Below are 14,902 nucleotides of genomic sequence, written 5' to 3'. Positions count from 1 at the left end.
CACGGTGGAGACATGCGCGACCGACCCCCGAACTTTCATCACAACCCATGCCCCATTTAGACCCTTTTCTTCCCCTTCGATGGTGTCCGGAGCTAGATTCGCAATGAGTCATATTTTCATCTCCTTTGATCGTAGTTGTACGGTCGTGGACACCGGATCCGCCCAGTAACGGCTACAAGGGGTCACGTAATGGCAGATTTCTCCCGCCTTCCCGGACCGAACGCGGACCTGTGGGACTGGCAGCTCCTGGCCGCCTGCCGCGGGGTGGACAGCTCGCTCTTCTTCCACCCCGAGGGCGAACGGGGCGCCGCCCGCAGCGCTCGCGAGAACTCGGCCAAGGAGGTCTGCATGAGGTGCCCGGTGCGCGCCGAGTGCGCCGCGCACGCGCTGGCCGTGCGCGAGCCGTACGGCGTGTGGGGCGGCCTGACCGAGGACGAGCGCGAAGAACTGATGGGGCGGGCGCGCAACCGGCTGGTGTCGGCGTCGGGCGCCGGCGGACACGCCACCGCCTCGAACACCTGAAGGAACGTTTCTCCTGAAAAGCCCGAAGAAGAACCCCTGAGATGCCCACGTGCCGCCGTCGGCCGGCGTCCCTCACCTGGCGGCGGCCGCCGCCAGCTTCTCCAGCGTCGCGGTGACCGCCGGCACCTGCGCGAGGTCCGGCAGGGTGAGCGCGACGATCTCCCGCCGTACGGCGGGCTCCAGGCCCACGGTGCGTACGCCGCGCGGCCGCAGTGACTCCAGCGCGAGCTGCGGCAGGACCGCGACCCCGAGTCCCGCGCCGACCAGACCGGCGACCGCCGGGTAGTCGTCGGTCGCGAAGTCGATGCGCGGGGTGAAACCCGCCGTCTCGCACACCTCGACGAGCTGTCCCCGGCAGCGCGGGCAGCCCGCGATCCACGGCTCCTCCGCGAGTTCGCCGATGGCGACCGACCCCGCGCGGGCCAGCCGGTGCCGTTCCGGCACGAGTCCGACCAGCCGGTCCGACAGCAGCGGCCGCACGACGAGGTCGTCCCACTCCTCCGCGCCCGCCGCGCCCTCGTAGCGGAAGGCGAGGGCCACGTCGCAGTCGCCCTCGCGCAGCATCCGCACGGAGCGGGGCGGTTCGGCCTCCTCGAGCGAGACGCGCGTGCCGGGGTGGGCGTCGCGCAGTGCGGCGAGGGCGGTCGGCACGAGCGTGGAGCTGCCGCTGGGGAAGGAGACCAGCCGCACCCGTCCCGCGCGCAGCCCGGCGATGGCCGCGACCTCCTCCTCGGCGGCGGTGAGCCCGGCGAGGATGCCGGCCGCGTGCCGTACCAGCGCCTCACCGGCCTGGGTCAGCCGCATCTCGCGGCCGGAGCGGATGAGCAGCGGGGTACCGGCGGACGCCTCCAGCGCCTTCATCTGCTGGCTGACGGCGGGCTGGGTGCACCCCAGTTCGCGGGCGGCGGCGGAGAAGGAACCGGTGGAGGCCACGGCGCGCAGCACGCGGAGGTGGCGGGCTTCGATCACCCTGCCAGGATACGCGCAGGGATAAGCCTGCCTTTGATCAACAGCGGATTAATACGTCGACGCTTTGATGCGCATGCCCTACGGTGCAGCGCATGGAGCTTCTGTCTGTGAACCTGGGCCGCCCGAAGCCCGTGCCCTACACGGGTCAGCCCGACGGCCTGACCGGTATCGACAAGCGTCCGGCGGACGGGCCGGTGCGGGTGTCGGCGCCCGGCCCGAAGGGCATCGGCGGGAGCGGTCTGGCCGGGGACGCGGTGTGCGAGACGCGGCACCACGGCGGGGACGACCAGGCGGTGTACGCGGTGGCCCGCGAGGACCTGGACGAGTGGGAGCGGACCCTGGGGCGCACGCTGCCCGACGGCTCGTTCGGCGAGAACCTCACCACCCTGGGCGTCGACGTCTCCGGCGCGCTGATCGGCGAGCGGTGGGCGGTGGGTCCCGACGTCGTCCTGGAGGTCACGTCCGGGCGTATCCCGTGCCGTACGTTCCAGGGCCATCTGGGTGAGAAGGGCTGGGTCAGGCGGTTCACGGAGCGGGCCGCGCCGGGGGCGTACCTGCGGGTGATCACCCCGGGCGAGGTGCGCGCGGGCGACGCCGTACGCATCGTGCACCGCCCGGACCACGACGTGACGGTGGCGCTCCAGTTCCGGGCGGTGACGACGGAGCGCGAGCTGCTCCCGCGGGTGCTGGCGGCGGGGGACGCGCTGCACGCGGAGGTGCTGAGGACGGCGCGGGAGCATGTGCGGAAGTCCGGCGCGGCCGTGGAGGCCTGACCGCACGTCGGCCCGTGTCCCTCCGGGGCCGGTGTGGCCTTGGTGCAGGCCCGGTGTCGGCCCGGACCGCAGAGCGGACGGCCCCGCTCCGGGTAACTACTCTTGGGCCATGACAACGGCTCTGATTACGGGATCGACGGCGGGGATCGGTGCCGCGTTCGCGCGGCGGCTGGCGGCCGACGGCCATGACCTGGTGCTCGTCGCCCGGGACACCGCCCGGCTGCGGGAGCAGGCGACCGAGCTGCACGACCGCCACGGCGTCGAGGCGGAGGTGCTGACCGCCGACCTGGCCGAGGACAAGGGCATCGAGGCGGTGGAGCGCCGGCTCGCCGACCGCCGTAACCCGGTCGACCTGCTGATCAACAACGCCGGGTTCGGGCACAAGGGCCGCTATCTCGAGGTCCCCATGTCCGACGAGCTGACGATGCTCAAGGTCCACTGCGAGGCCGTGCTGCGGCTGACGTCGGCGGCGGTGGAGGCGATGCGGGAGCGCGGACGCGGCGGGGTGGTGAACGTCGCCTCGACCGCGGCGTTCGTGCCGCGCGGGACGTACGGGGCGTCGAAGGCGTGGGTCGTGCAGTTCACACAGGGCGCGGCGCAGGACCTGGCCGGTCACGGCGTACGCCTGATGGCGCTGTGCCCCGGCTTCGTGCGCACCGAGTTCCACCAGCGGGCCGGCATGGGCACGGACAACATCCCGCGGTGGATGTGGCTGGACGCGGACAAGGTCGCCGCGACGGCGCTGGCGGACCTGGCCCGGGGCAAGTCGGTGTCCGTCCCGGACCCGCGGTACAAGGTGCTGATGGGGGCGTCGAAGCTGGTCCCGCGGAACCTGCTGGGCGGCATCTCCTCGAGGACCGGCCGCAAGTACGGGCCCCGCTGACGCGGGCCGGTCCCCGCAGGACAATGGGCGTGACAGGACCAGCCCGTGCCCAGGGGGCCGGAGGTGACGTCATGACCTTCGTACAGCTCATCGACTGCAGGACCAACCGGTTCGAGGAACTGGACCGGCTCATGGACCAGTGGGTCGAGCAGACCAGGGGGAGGCGGACGGCGACGCACGCGGTGGTCGGCAAGGACCGCGGCGACACGTCGCACCTCGTGGAAATCGTGGAGTTCCCCTCGTACGAGGAGGCGGTGCGCAACTCGAAGCTCCCGGAGACCGACCGGATCTTCCGGGAGATGAGCGCCCTGTGCGAGGGGAAGCCGACCTTCACCGACCTGGACGTGGTGCGCGACGCGCGGCTGAACGCGGACACGGCCCGCCGCTTCTTCGAGGTGGCGATCACCTCGGACGACCTGTCCCCGCTGACGGGCCTGGTCGAGCGGGACTACCGCCACCACGACCCGGCGAACGAGCAGGACCTCGTCGGCCTGGACCAGCTCCGCCGCGAGATCGACCAGTGGCGCGCCGGCTTCGACTTCCGGTTCCGCGTCGAGGACCACGTGGCCCAGGGCGACCGGGTCAGCGTCCGCTGGAGCTGGGAGGGCATCCACAGGGGCGACTTCCTCGGCATCCCGGCCACGGACGAACAGGTCGCCATGACCGGCATGACCATCCTCCGCTTCAGCACCTCCGGCAAGGTCGCGGAGGGCTGGTGGCAGTACGACCGGCTGGGGTTGCTGGGGCAGTTGGGGGCGCTGGAGGCGCCGGAGCTGTGAGACGGGCCCGCGGCCGCCCGTGACGGCTCGCCGACGGCCGTGACCTCCGTGAGGCGCTGTCCGCCCGGCCGACGGAGTCCCGTCGCACGAGCGTGCTTCCCGGCGACGCTCTAATACTGGTCTCAGGCTGACCGGAGACACTGAGCGGCAAAAACATCGACCGGAAGGGGCGGGCGGCGTGCGGATCATGATCGCGGACGATGACGTGTCCATCCGCGAGTCGCTGGAGCGGGTGCTCCAGGTCGAGGGGTACGAAACCAGCACCGTCGCCAACGGTTTCGCCGTGCTCGACGGGCTCGGTGGGGCCGGTGGTGACACGCTGGATCTGCTGCTCCTCGACGTGATGATGCCCCGCCTCGGCGGATTGGAGACCTGCCGGCGGTTGCGGGCCGCGGGCCGGGATCTGCCGGTGCTGATGCTGACCGCCCGTGACCAGGTCACCGACCGGGTCGCGGGGCTGGACGCGGGCGCCGACGACTACCTGCCCAAGCCGTTCGCCACCGAGGAGCTGCTGGCCCGGGTGCGGGCCCTGCTGCGCCGGCGCGCGCCCGCCGACGAGGAGTCGCAGATTCTGTCGTTCGCCGACATCCGGCTCGATCCCGACAGGTTCGAGGCATGGCGGGGCGGGCGGCCGCTGCGTCTGACCCGGACCGAGTTCTCCCTCCTGCATGTCCTCATGTGCAACGCGAACCGAGTCCTGACCCGCGACACCCTGTTCGAGGCGATGTGGGGCTTCGGCATGAGCTCCACCGCCAACAACCTCCAGGTGTACGTGAGTTACCTGCGCCGCAAGATGGAGGCCGAAGGTGAGCCGCGCTTGCTCTACACGCTGCGCGGCCTGGGATACACACTGCGGGAGACTCCTCCGTGAGCAGGCGCGCCGGCCGGGAACCGGGCCGGCCGGCCCGATGGTGGCGCCGGCAGTCCCTGCGGACCAGGCTGACGGTGATCGCGGCGATGGCCATCGCGGTCAGCGTGTTCGCGGCCTTCCAGGTGGCCAGCGAGCTGCTGGACCGGGAGCTGCGGGACACCGCCGAGGAGCAGCTGCGCGCCGACTCCCGCGTTTTGGCGACGAACGCCGAGCGCGCCGGTCTCGCGAAGGTCGAGCTGCCGCCGTATCCAGGATCCGGTCGGCTGGTGCGGGTCGTCCTGCCCGACGGCTCGACCCGGACGCCGCCCGGCCAGCCCTCGCTGCCCCCGGTCAGCGAGAACGCCGAGCGCGTGGCGCGGGGCGCGTCGGCCGACCTGATGGAGTCGGACGGCAGCGACGAGGAAGGCTATGCCGTCTACACGCTGCGGGCGGGCGACGGCGCGGTCCAGGTGGCCCGGCCCGTCGACGACAGCCCGATCAACCGGTTCGGGTTCGGCATGCTGCTGATCGGGCTGCTCTGCATGGTCGGCGGCGCCCTTGTCGGGCGGACCGTGGCGCGGACCGGGCTGGCACCGATCGACCGGCTGACCGCCGCCGCGGTACGTGTCGCGCACACCCGGGAGCTCGACGCCGCCATCCCGGACGAGGGCGGTGGGGAGATCCGGCGGCTGATCCGGTCGATCAACGACATGCTCGCCGCACTCCGGAACTCCCGGCAGGCCCAGCGGCTGCTCGCCGAGGACGCCGCCCACGAGCTCAAGACCCCGCTCACCAGCCTGCGCCTCAACGTCGAACTGCTGATCCGGCTCGATCGGCGCGGCACCCTGGACAGCGCACTGCCGGCGCAGAGCCGGACCCGGCTGCTCAACGATCTCGGCGCCCAGGTGGACGAGTTGAGCACCCGGGTCGCCGAGCTGACCGACCTGGCGCGCGGTGACGTCAGCGACGAGAGCACCGAGGTGCTCGACCTCGCCGACGTGGTGGTGGCCGCCGCGACCCGGGCGCGTTCCCGCATGCCCGACATCGAGGTGGCGCTCGACGTGACCTCCGTGTGGGTCAGCGGGCGTCCCGCCGCGCTGGAGCGTGCGGTGCTCAACCTCATCGACAACGCCGGCAAGTGGTCCCCCGTGGGCCGGCCGGTCGAGGTCCGGCTCCGTGCCGAGGGCGCGTCGGCGGTGCTCGAGGTCGACGACGCCGGGCCGGGCATCGACGCCGCCGACGTACCGCGGGTGTTCGACCGGTTCTACCGTGCCGACAGCGCCCGGGCGTTGCCGGGATCCGGTCTGGGGCTGTCGATCGTGCAGCGGGTCGTCGACGCGCACGGCGGCCGGGCCACCGTCGCCCGTTCCGCACGCGGTGGCGCGCTGCTGCGGGTCGGCCTTCCTGCTGCGGCGCCCGCCCTGGTCGCGCGGCTCACCACCGGGGAGGACACCGCGGCGTCCTGACCCGCCCCGCGGTGGGGCGGGCCCAGGGCAGCCCAGGGCAAGGGGCGGCGGCCTCGGGAACGGTCCCGGCGATCGCCTCCGCGCGCTGCGCGCGACTCACCGTCGAGCTGGACACCGCAACACGCCGCCGTCGGCCCCAGCGCACCGCGCAGGACCGAACGGCGGCGGCGGCAGCGGCAGCGGCAGCGGCAGCGGCAGCGGCAGCGGCAGCGGCAGCGGCAGCGGCAGCGGCAGCGGCAGCGGCAGCATGAAAACGATCCGGGACGGGCCTGGGCCCGTCCCGGATCTCGTCCGTGCCGCCGCGCTCACCGTTGCAGCGCGGGCTCCTCGTCGCCGGTGAGCGGCTGTCGACCGTCCGGCAGCTTGGCCGCCGGACGGGACAGCCGGCTCGGCCACCACATCCGGCGGCCGATCAGCAAGGTGAGGGCGGGCACCAGGACCGACCGCACCAGCAGGGCGTCGAGCAGCACGCCGAAGGCCACCAGGAAGCCGACCTCGACCAGCATCACCAGCGGGAGGGTGACGAGGACCGCGAACGTGGCCGCCAGGACCAGGCCTGCCGAGGTGATGACGCCACCGGTGGCGGAGAGGGCCTTGAGCATGCCCTCCCTGGTGCCGAGACGCACGGTCTCCTCCCGGGCCCGGCTGGCCAGGAAGATGTTGTAGTCGACGCCGAGCGCCACCAGGAACAGGAACGCCAGCAGCGGCACCGAATAGTCGACGCCCTTGAACCCGAGGATCGTGTCGAAGACGAACACGCTGCCGCCGAAGGCCGCGGCGAACGAGACGATCACGGTGGCCATCAGGACCAGCGGGGCCAGAATCGCGCGCAGCAGCAGCCCGAGGACGATCAGGACGACGACGAGCACCAGCGGGATCACCAGCTTCTCGTCGCTCCTGGTCGTCACCTCGGTGTCGAGGTTCTCCGCGCTCGGCCCGCCGACGATCGCCTCCGCCCCGCTCACCGCGTGCACAGCGGTGCGCACCCGCCGAATCGTGTCGTACTCCGCGGCGGTGTCCGGCGCGTCCTTCGGGAAGACGGAGATGTTGGACCAGCCGCCGCTGGTCCCCTCCGGGACGGCCATGGCCACACCGCGAGTGTCCTTGACGACGTCGATCACCTGCTCCTGGTGCGTCGGCCGCGCGAAGACCGTCATCGGCTGGCCGCCGAGCTCCGGGAAGTGCTCGCGGAGAACGGTGAAGCCGGTGACCGACTCCGGCGCGGACAGGAACTGGTCCTGCTCCCGCAGGGCGCCGGTGTTGCCCGCCAGCCCGAGGGCGAGCACGCCGAGGACTCCGAGCGAGCCGAGCGCCGCCACCCAACGGCGGCGGCCGATGGCGGTGCCGAGCCGTCCCCACAGCCCCGGCTTCTCCTCCACGGCCGTGCTGAAGCGCGGGACGGCCGGCCAGAAGATCCGCCTGCCGAGCACCACGAGCACCGCCGGGAACAGCGTCAGCATGGCCACCAGCGCGCACAGGATGCCGGCCGCGCCGATCGGGCCCAGCCCGCTGGTGCTGTTCAGGTCTGCGACGAGCAGGCAGAGCAGGCCGGCGACCACGGTGGCCGCGGACGCGACGACGGCCGGCGCCGCGCCGCGCAGCGCGTGGACCATCGCGACCCGGACGTTCTCATGATGGTGCAGTGCCTCCCGGTACCGGGCGATGAGCAGCAGCGCGTAGTCCGTGCCGACGCCGAACACCAGGATCGTCAGCAACGCCGAGTTCTGGTCGTTGACCACGATGCCGAAGCCCTTGACGAGCAGGTAGACGGTCCCCATCGCGGTCAGTGCGGCAGCGCCGACGGCCACCAGCGGGATGATCCACAACACCGGGCTGCGGTAGGTGAGGATGAGCAGAAGCGTGACGACGGCGAGGGTGGTGAGGAGGACCTGCTCGTCGATGCCGTCGAAGACGGCATCCATGTCGCCGTCGATCGCGCCCGGTCCGGTCACGTCGAGTTCCAGGCCGGAGGGGCGGTCCTTCGCGGCGTCACGCAACGGGCCGACGAGCTCCTCCGGTGGGCCGTGTTCCGTGCTCACATCGAGGGTGAACGTCATCGCCTTGCCGTCGGTGGAAAGGCTCGTCGGAGAGCCCTCGTCGTCCTCGCCGGCCTCCGTCGTCGTCTTCGGCGGGTACCTCTTGGCAAGGGTGTCGTAGTGGCGCTCGACCGCCGCGCGGTCGGCGTCGGTCAAGCCGTCGGCCCGGTGGTACACGAAGACGAACGTGCTGTCCTCACCGCCGGGAAGACTGTCGTCCAGCGCCGCCACCTTGGTGGACTCGGCACCGGCCGGCAGGGTGTCCACGGCGCTGTCGGTGGTGACCGAGCTCAGCTTTCCGCTCAGCGGCACCATGCCCGCCGCCAGCACCAGCCACAGGCCGATCACCAACCACGGCACCCACCGGCCTGCCAACCGGCCGGCCGGCGCTTGCCCGGACGGCGCTGCGTCGACTGCCATCACTAGCCTCCTGCATAGGGGTTGTAGCGCTTGTCTGGATGCCTGATTCCTACGGAGCGAACCTGAGACGACTGTTAGTGCGGTGCTCAGACCGGTGGGCCGAGCCGTGTAGCAGCGCCGAGGGTGGACGCACGTCGGGAGGAAGGGCCCACCGGCCGGTGTCACACCGCCCCGCTGAGACGTCTACGCGCGCGACCTGGTCGTTCCGCTTCCGTGGTCGGGCCGGTCGTCTTCCGTCAGGTCCGGGTGTTCCCGCGTTCTCCGGCGGCCCGTCGCCCGGTCGTTCCTCAACGGCCGTCGCACGGGTCGCCGTCCACGGGCGAGGTCCCGGGTACGTTTTCGACAGCGGATCCGGCATGGGTGGTGAACCGTGCGTGAGATTCCTCGATGACGAAGCTCAGCAACGGAGCGGGCCGACGGGCGAAAAGCTTCCGGCGTTCCGTCCGCGCAGTCACGCCCTGCTCGATCGTTTCCTCGTCCAACAGCGGACGTCGCTCGCCCAACTGCGCCTGCGTCAGCCCCGCGACCTCCCGCAGCAGCTTCATCTGCCGTCCGAATGCCACAGGAACCCCCCGTTGGAATCGGCGGCACCCGCGCCGCCCTCCACGCCCGCGCCCGAGTCCACTCCCGACTCCATCGCATCCGCCCCCTCAGCACATCCATCCGTCCACCGGTCACCCGTGCTCGCACCGCAGGACAAACGCACATCAACCACGCTGAGCACCAGGCAAGTTCCGGCTCACGGGTGAACACCCTCGCCGCAGCCGACCGGCCACTCCCGCCTACCATTCCGGCAAGACAACCGGCATCGGAATCCCGAAGGGGTGCTCATGGGCCAGCTTGTCCGGCAGCAGCGCGTGGACGCGTACGTGGGGTACCACGCTTTCGGTCTGCAGGAGTCCGATGACGCGGACCTGCCGGTCCCGTTCCCCGACGACTTCGACCACAGCGTCTTCCTCAGCACGCACCCCGGCCGTCTGGACATCACCAGCGGCGGTCACACGCACACTGCCACGGTCACCGTCGAGGTGTGGGACGGGCCGCCGCCGCAGGAGGACCCTGCGGGCTGGGACGAGCAGGCCGAGGCCGACTTCGAGTCGACGAGCGGTCAGGTCGCCGTGTGGTCCATGCACACGGGCCGGGCGGACGACGTCATCCTGCTGGGGGACTCCGGCGGTTCGTGGCGGGTCCGGGTCAGCTGCGCGGGCCGGGCCGAGGCCGCCGCCCTGTCGGAGGGCGAGGGCACCGGTCACGGTGTGGAGCGTTACATCATCCGGTTCTGGCCCGCCGGCGCGTGAGGAGGCAGTACCGCGGCGGGAGCGGACGCGCTCCGCTCCCGCCGCAGGTATGGGCGCCTCTGATCACGTGACGATCTCGACGACGAACCCGTCGTCCATACCGTCGATGATGCGGTTCTTGGCGTAGTAGCTCTTGAGGATCAATCCGCCGGCCTGGTTGTCGTCCTTCGCTATGGGTTTGGCGGAGAAGTTGAACTTCTTGGCGTCCGCGTCGAACTCGGGCTCGGCGGCCCCCTCGTAGGTGCTGGCGAAGGGGTACTCGTCGCACTCGAGCGTGCCACCCTGGGTGTAGTTGGCACCCCAGTACCGCTTGCACTGCTTGACCGCAGCCGCGCGGTTCTTGTCGATGCGGGCGGCGCTCACCGTGCGGTGCAGGGGTTCCTTCGCCGTCTGGCCGGGGACCTTCTTCGCCGACATGTACGGCTTGGTGTCCAGGGGGGCGAGGAACGCCTGCCTGATGTGGGCGGCCTCGGCCCGCTCCTCCGCTCCCTGCTTCGCGCTCAGGGTGAGCGGCGTGACGTAGCTGAAGGTGGCCGCCCCCTTCTTGGCAGGAGTGCCACCGCCGGTGGAGTTGGCGAGGTACGACGCGGCGTCCCAGCGCGGGGCGAGCATGAACAGCTTGCCGCCCAGGGCACCGCTCAGCTTCCAGGGCGCGGGCGGGGTGTAGCTGATGGCCGGTTCGTACACAGCGAAGAGGAGGTCGGCGGATCCGCTGCCCTGTCCGGGCTTGGCAGTCACCGTGTCCTTGAACGTGCGCTGCGTCTTGAGCTGGGTGAACGTCTTCGTCCCCGGCATGCTCCCGCCGCGGGTGTAGCGCGCACCGGACGGCCAGCTCTGCGGGATGTCGGCCTTCGTCGTGATCGGCATCGAGGCCGCGCCGGTGGTGCCGGCGGTGGTGAAGTCGGTGAAGTAGTACTGAAAGGTGATCGTGCGGCTGTTCTTGGCGATGGTGCCGACCGCTCGCACGTTGAACATGCTGGTGCCGACCGGCCGGCCGTTGCGTGTCCACGTCTGGAGGAAGGACGCCCCGTTGCAGACCGCGAAGCGGGACTTGACGTAGAACTTCTTGTCGCTGCCCAGGCCCTTGACGCATTCGTCGTACGTCATCGTCCGCGCGGGCTCCGGTGCCGTGGCCGTCGGGCCCAGGGCGGCGCGCAGCTGTACCCCCGTGGAGGCGTCCGCCGGCGGTGATCCGGACGGGCGTCGGGACAGCGGGGCGGACGAGGCCGCAGGGCCCACCGTCTCCTGCGCCAGCGCCGCCCCCGGCTCCGCCGCCGTCGCCGTTCGGCGAAGACGCTCCCTGCCCTCCGCGCTTTGCAGTTCCTCCAGTGACGGTACTGCCGCACCGGCGGGCAGTACGTAGGACTCCACCCGCAGATCCGCGGTCGTGTCCGCGTCGGCCGTGGAGGGCGCCGCCATCGGCAGGACGGCGGCCGCCGCTGTCACGGCCAGCATCTGTATGCCGGTACGTCTGAACGATTCCCGCTGCATCCGGTCGAACCCCCGGTTCTCGGACGGTGCCGGGCCTGTTGCCCGCCACCGGGTCGATCACCAGATCTATCGAATAAACGATCGATATTGGGCTTAGGAGGGTGGATTGACGTGATCGCAGCAGAAGTTGGCTGGACCGTCACGGTTCGGCGGATCGAACAGGGAGCTTCGATTACTTCACCCAACACATCCACGCATGCACTCTCCGTGCGGTACCGTCGCAACAAATTCGGCCCCCGCGACGGTTGCAGCCGTCGGCGCGCTGCCCCCGGCACCCCTGAACTACGGCCGCTTCCAGCAGACCACGCCCCGCAAGAGGCTCGCCGCGCCCCCGTCCGGCGGCCCGCCATGGTGCGGGTGGTCAAGAAAGCAGAGGCCCACCTGAGTTCTTGGCGGGCCTCGCGCCTGCTCGCCGCAGCGAGCAGGGGGTTTTGTACGGACGTATCAAATTGCCCCGGCCCCTCACCACGAGCCCCCGGACCGGTCACGGGGCCACGGCGCTGGACTTCACCGGCGCCTCCACGAAGTACAGCGACCGTCCCGCCGCGCAGCGCATGGCCGACCTGGTGCAGAATCCGCGCCCGGTTCTGAACGATGTCGCCGGCGCCTTCCGGATTGCGCTCCGCCGCCTGTACCGGACCAGGAACATCATCCTGCACGGCGGCGCAACCCAGGGCGTGGCGTTGGAAGCTTCGCTACGCACCGCCGCCCCTTTGGTTGGCGCGGGCTTGGACCGGATCATCCACGCCGACTACGTCGAAAGCCTTGATCCACTCCCCCTCGCCGCTCGCGCCGACGTCGCCCCGAATGTCGTCAACGGCGAAACCGGGCTCTCCGTCGGGGGCCTTCTCGAGCCTGTTTGACCGCGCCTACGGCTGCAGCGGACATCCGTCGAAGCAGGCCGGCGGCCGACCGCCCTGACAAACCCGACAGCCTCGCCCGACGCCCGACGGAGCACCGCCGTCGGGGCGTCGTACCTGGTGGGCGAAGGTCTGCTCACGAGATCTTCGGGGCATGACCACTTCCCCCGCTGGAACGCCGAGCTGCGGCTCAGCAGGGTGAGCGGGTACGTCCGCATCGAGGTAAGCGACGCGCGGGGCGAGCGGTGGCCCGAGGCGCGGGACGCCGGAAGCGGTGAGGACTGCGGGCGAGGGCTCCTCCTCGTCGCCGCCTTGGCCGAGGAGTGGGGTACGGCCCCGCGACCCGGCGCCCCTCGTAAGACCGTCTGGGCGGTGTTCGCGGTGCCGGCACGCCGTAGCGTGGCGGCTCGGCCGCCCGTTACGGTCCACTCCCCGCAGACCCCTCCAGCCACCTGCCGCGCACTTGGCAGGATGAATGGGTCGTATGAGGGATACATGGGGAGCGGGATCAGTCGATGGCCAGGGGCGCGGGCGAGACGGTCGTACCGAGGGACGTATTCGACATCGAGGAGGACGTCTACGCCGGCGATTTCAAGGTCGAGCTGTCCCAGGGGTTCAGCGGCCGGTCGGCGGGGCGGGTCAAGGAGTACGTGGTCACGCCGCAGCTCCAGGAGCAGTGCGGCAAGGCGCTGAAACTGATCCGCGGTGCCGTCCGCAAGAACTCCTCGTACGCCGCATACCTCCACGAATCGTTCGGCGCAGTGCGCGGTCCTCCACCCTGGCCCGTGCCGTCCGGGACGTGCTGCTCGGCGAGGATCCTTCCGTGTCCCTGACCCGCCGGGCGGAGGCGAGGCTGGCGGCGGCCCGGGAGAGGCACCTGGACGTGGTCCGGCCGACCGGAACCGTCATCACCCGCCGGGGCGATGACGTGCGCTGGTGGACCTGGGCCGGGCACCGGGCGAACGCGACCCTGGCCGCGTCGCTCCCCTCCGTCGTCCTGCGACACCGGACCGTCGACGACCGCTTCGTCCGGCTGCGCGACGACGTCACCCTGCAGGGGTGGCGGGCAGCGGTGGAGGACGCCGGTACGGGACTGACGCTGCCGGACGTGGACCCGCACGCCGTGCGGGGCTTGAAGTTCGCGGAGGCGCTGCCCACGCGGCTCGCGGAGGCCACCCTCGCGGCGCGACTGGGTGACTCCGTGGGGGCGCAAGCGGTTTTGAGTGAGCCGGTGCGCTTCCTGATGGTCGGTATTTGAGGCAGTGCCTGTGCAGCTCAGTCGGCGTCGAAGTGCTCGCGCAGTTCCTGGCTGCAATCATGGTCCGTGCCGTTCGATATTCCGGCGACGGCCACAACGGTGCCTTCCGCGTCGGTCCACTGCTCGGCCAGGCGGGCTTCCACCTGCGCGATGTAGTCGGCGCAGTCCGTGCTGACGGACGGCTCGTCGGCGGGCGGGGAGCGGGTCAGCGCCTCGGTGGCGGCGAAGCCGGCCGCGCACAGCACCGCCCAGGCGATGAACCAGGTGCGGTGCTTCCTCCGTCTCGGGTCTGGCATGCACGCATCCTAGGTCCGCCGACGGCACGCACCCGTACGCACCTTGCAACCTTCTCTCCTGCTCACAGGTCACAGCTCACAGAAAAGAGGGGGAAAACAATGATGACCCGTGCCCCGTACCGTTCACTGCGCGGGCTTTCCGCTGTCGTCGCGTTGGTCGCGCTGGCCGGCGTCGGCTGTTCCGAGGCGTCCGAGGTCGTCGACGACGCCACGGACGGGGCGAAGAAGGCGGCGCGGCAGCGGTCGGTGTTCTCGCTGGACGTCGGGGACTGCTACAACCCGAACGGGAAGGCCCAGGGCGAGGCGTATCTCGTCGAGGTCGTGCCGTGCGACGAGGCGCATCAGGGGCAGGTCGTCGGCGAGTTCGACGTCGAGGGCGGTCCCGCGTACCCCGGGGACGAGAAGGTCACCGCGATCGCGGACGAGCGCTGCCCCGCCGAGGCGCAGAAGTACGCCCCGGACACCTGGGCGCTTCCCCGCGGCGTCGGGCTTTCGCACTACACCCCGACCAAGGAGAGCTGGGCGACCGGTGACCGCGCCGTGACCTGCACGTACACCGTGGAGAAGGGCACCTTCACGGGCTCGCTGGACACCGCGAAGTCCTTCGAGCCCGACCAGCTCACCTATCTCAAGGGGTCGAACGGCGTCTACGAGGCCCTGTGGGCCCACCAGCCCGTGTCGGACGACATCGAGGCCGAGCTGAAGGACTACAAGGCGCAGGCCAAGGCCGTCGCGGAGGCCCTCGACACGCATGTCGGAGGACTGGACGGCATCGAGGGGACCGAGGTCGGCAAGCTCCGCGCGACGCTCGCCAAGGCGGCCGGCCAGTGGGAGAAGGCTGCCAATGCCCCCGACGTCGACACCTTCTACCTCGCCTACGACCAGGGGTTCACCCTGATCGACCCGAACACGTCGGTCCCCGCCCGTAAGGAACTGGGCCTCGCCACCACCGTCCCGGCCGACGAGGCCGAGGTCTGGGCGAGCTGAGGCCGCCGGCTCCA

At 71.1% G+C, this 14,902-nt stretch carries 16 protein-coding genes; 11 read left to right on the top strand and 5 right to left on the bottom strand.

Annotated elements, in window-relative coordinates; all coding sequences use genetic code 11:
- Positions 1-189 precede the first annotated feature (189 nt).
- Positions 190-522: a WhiB family transcriptional regulator gene (locus ACFOSY_RS01810; RefSeq protein ID WP_006130727.1), complete on the top strand. Its 333-nt coding sequence runs from the start codon at positions 190-192 to the stop codon at positions 520-522.
- Positions 523-594: 72 nt separating this feature from the next.
- Here ACFOSY_RS01810 and ACFOSY_RS01805 read toward each other — a convergent pair whose 3' ends face one another.
- Positions 595-1,491: a LysR family transcriptional regulator gene (locus tag ACFOSY_RS01805; protein WP_394304939.1), complete on the bottom strand. Its 897-nt coding sequence runs from the start codon at positions 1,489-1,491 to the stop codon at positions 595-597.
- A 92-nt stretch (positions 1,492-1,583) separates the two neighbouring features.
- Here ACFOSY_RS01805 and ACFOSY_RS01800 point away from each other — a divergent pair, with 92 nt between their 5' ends.
- The 5 genes from ACFOSY_RS01800 to ACFOSY_RS01780 all read left to right on the top strand — a co-directional run bounded on the left by ACFOSY_RS01800 (position 1,584) and on the right by ACFOSY_RS01780 (position 6,242).
- Positions 1,584-2,264: an MOSC domain-containing protein gene (locus ACFOSY_RS01800; RefSeq protein ID WP_394304938.1), complete on the top strand. Its 681-nt coding sequence runs from the start codon at positions 1,584-1,586 to the stop codon at positions 2,262-2,264.
- 109 nt (positions 2,265-2,373) lie between these two features.
- Entirely contained in the window at positions 2,374-3,147 is a 774-nt protein-coding gene (locus ACFOSY_RS01795) for an SDR family NAD(P)-dependent oxidoreductase (RefSeq protein WP_394304937.1), read from the top strand.
- 71 nt (positions 3,148-3,218) lie between these two features.
- Complete coding sequence (locus ACFOSY_RS01790) at positions 3,219-3,926, top strand: ester cyclase (RefSeq protein WP_394304936.1); 708 nt, start codon at positions 3,219-3,221, stop codon at positions 3,924-3,926.
- 178 nt (positions 3,927-4,104) lie between these two features.
- Positions 4,105-4,797 carry a response regulator transcription factor gene (locus tag ACFOSY_RS01785; protein WP_394304935.1) on the top strand — a complete coding sequence of 231 codons (693 nt, stop codon included), beginning with the start codon at positions 4,105-4,107 and terminating at the stop codon, positions 4,795-4,797.
- Entirely contained in the window at positions 4,794-6,242 is a 1,449-nt protein-coding gene (locus ACFOSY_RS01780) for a sensor histidine kinase (RefSeq protein WP_394304934.1), read from the top strand. The genes ACFOSY_RS01785 and ACFOSY_RS01780 overlap by 4 nt, the downstream gene beginning before the upstream one ends.
- Before the next feature lie 305 nt (positions 6,243-6,547).
- Here ACFOSY_RS01780 and ACFOSY_RS01775 read toward each other — a convergent pair whose 3' ends face one another.
- Positions 6,548-8,698 carry an MMPL family transporter gene (locus ACFOSY_RS01775; RefSeq protein ID WP_394304933.1) on the bottom strand — a complete coding sequence of 717 codons (2,151 nt, stop codon included), beginning with the start codon at positions 8,696-8,698 and terminating at the stop codon, positions 6,548-6,550.
- Between the two features lie 287 nt (positions 8,699-8,985).
- A complete protein-coding gene (locus ACFOSY_RS01770) occupies positions 8,986-9,243 on the bottom strand; it encodes a hypothetical protein (protein WP_394304932.1) in 258 nt (85 codons plus the stop codon).
- Between the two features lie 285 nt (positions 9,244-9,528).
- Between ACFOSY_RS01770 and ACFOSY_RS01765 the strand changes: the two genes are divergently transcribed.
- Positions 9,529-9,996: a hypothetical protein gene (locus ACFOSY_RS01765; RefSeq protein ID WP_394304931.1), complete on the top strand. Its 468-nt coding sequence runs from the start codon at positions 9,529-9,531 to the stop codon at positions 9,994-9,996.
- A 63-nt stretch (positions 9,997-10,059) separates the two neighbouring features.
- Here ACFOSY_RS01765 and ACFOSY_RS01760 read toward each other — a convergent pair whose 3' ends face one another.
- Positions 10,060-11,451, bottom strand: a complete 1,392-nt coding sequence (locus ACFOSY_RS01760) for a NucA/NucB deoxyribonuclease domain-containing protein (protein ID WP_394304930.1) — start codon at positions 11,449-11,451, stop codon at positions 10,060-10,062.
- 467 nt (positions 11,452-11,918) lie between these two features.
- Between ACFOSY_RS01760 and ACFOSY_RS01755 the strand changes: the two genes are divergently transcribed.
- From ACFOSY_RS01755 to ACFOSY_RS01745, 3 genes are all read left to right on the top strand, one after another.
- The gene (locus ACFOSY_RS01755; RefSeq protein ID WP_394304929.1) at positions 11,919-12,350 is read left to right on the top strand and encodes a hypothetical protein; all 432 of its coding nucleotides are present in this window, start codon (positions 11,919-11,921) and stop codon (positions 12,348-12,350) included.
- A gap of 512 nt (positions 12,351-12,862) precedes the next feature.
- Positions 12,863-13,180 (top strand): hypothetical protein, encoded by a 318-nt coding sequence (locus tag ACFOSY_RS01750; RefSeq protein WP_394304928.1) that lies wholly within the window; start codon positions 12,863-12,865, stop codon positions 13,178-13,180.
- On the top strand, positions 13,171-13,605 hold the full coding sequence (locus tag ACFOSY_RS01745; protein WP_394304927.1) for a hypothetical protein: 435 nt from the start codon (positions 13,171-13,173) through the stop codon (positions 13,603-13,605). Before ACFOSY_RS01750 ends, ACFOSY_RS01745 begins: the two co-directional genes overlap by 10 nt.
- 17 nt (positions 13,606-13,622) lie before the next feature.
- On the opposite strand, the gene ACFOSY_RS01740 is transcribed toward ACFOSY_RS01745, so the two are convergent.
- Entirely contained in the window at positions 13,623-13,901 is a 279-nt protein-coding gene (locus tag ACFOSY_RS01740; protein WP_394304926.1) for a hypothetical protein, read from the bottom strand.
- Between the two features lie 99 nt (positions 13,902-14,000).
- Here ACFOSY_RS01740 and ACFOSY_RS01735 point away from each other — a divergent pair, with 99 nt between their 5' ends.
- The gene (locus ACFOSY_RS01735; RefSeq protein WP_394304925.1) at positions 14,001-14,888 is read left to right on the top strand and encodes a septum formation family protein; all 888 of its coding nucleotides are present in this window, start codon (positions 14,001-14,003) and stop codon (positions 14,886-14,888) included.
- Positions 14,889-14,902 lie beyond the last annotated feature (14 nt).

Source organism: Streptomyces lusitanus, from assembly GCF_042647945.1.
GTDB classification, from domain to species: Bacteria; Actinomycetota; Actinomycetes; order Streptomycetales; family Streptomycetaceae; genus Streptomyces; species Streptomyces pseudogriseolus.
The sequence above is the reverse complement of the archived record's forward strand: the minus strand, read 5'-3'. Positions and strand labels throughout refer to the sequence as shown.

Excerpts from the sequence above, each read along its gene's own strand:
- ACFOSY_RS01810 (WP_006130727.1), top strand. The coding sequence starts at position 190 with ATGGCAGATTTCTCCCGCCTTCCCGGACCGAACGCGGACCTGTGGGAC.
- ACFOSY_RS01800 (WP_394304938.1), top strand. The coding sequence starts at position 1,584 with ATGGAGCTTCTGTCTGTGAACCTGGGCCGCCCGAAGCCCGTGCCCTAC.
- ACFOSY_RS01795 (WP_394304937.1), top strand. The coding sequence starts at position 2,374 with ATGACAACGGCTCTGATTACGGGATCGACGGCGGGGATCGGTGCCGCG.
- ACFOSY_RS01790 (WP_394304936.1), top strand. The coding sequence starts at position 3,219 with ATGACCTTCGTACAGCTCATCGACTGCAGGACCAACCGGTTCGAGGAA.
- ACFOSY_RS01775 (WP_394304933.1), bottom strand. The coding sequence starts at position 8,698 with ATGGCAGTCGACGCAGCGCCGTCCGGGCAAGCGCCGGCCGGCCGGTTG.
- ACFOSY_RS01770 (WP_394304932.1), bottom strand. The coding sequence starts at position 9,243 with ATGAAGCTGCTGCGGGAGGTCGCGGGGCTGACGCAGGCGCAGTTGGGC.
- ACFOSY_RS01765 (WP_394304931.1), top strand. The coding sequence starts at position 9,529 with ATGGGCCAGCTTGTCCGGCAGCAGCGCGTGGACGCGTACGTGGGGTAC.
- ACFOSY_RS01760 (WP_394304930.1), bottom strand. The coding sequence starts at position 11,451 with ATGCTGGCCGTGACAGCGGCGGCCGCCGTCCTGCCGATGGCGGCGCCC.
- ACFOSY_RS01750 (WP_394304928.1), top strand. The coding sequence starts at position 12,863 with ATGGCCAGGGGCGCGGGCGAGACGGTCGTACCGAGGGACGTATTCGAC.
- ACFOSY_RS01740 (WP_394304926.1), bottom strand. The coding sequence starts at position 13,901 with ATGCCAGACCCGAGACGGAGGAAGCACCGCACCTGGTTCATCGCCTGG.
- ACFOSY_RS01735 (WP_394304925.1), top strand. The coding sequence starts at position 14,001 with ATGATGACCCGTGCCCCGTACCGTTCACTGCGCGGGCTTTCCGCTGTC.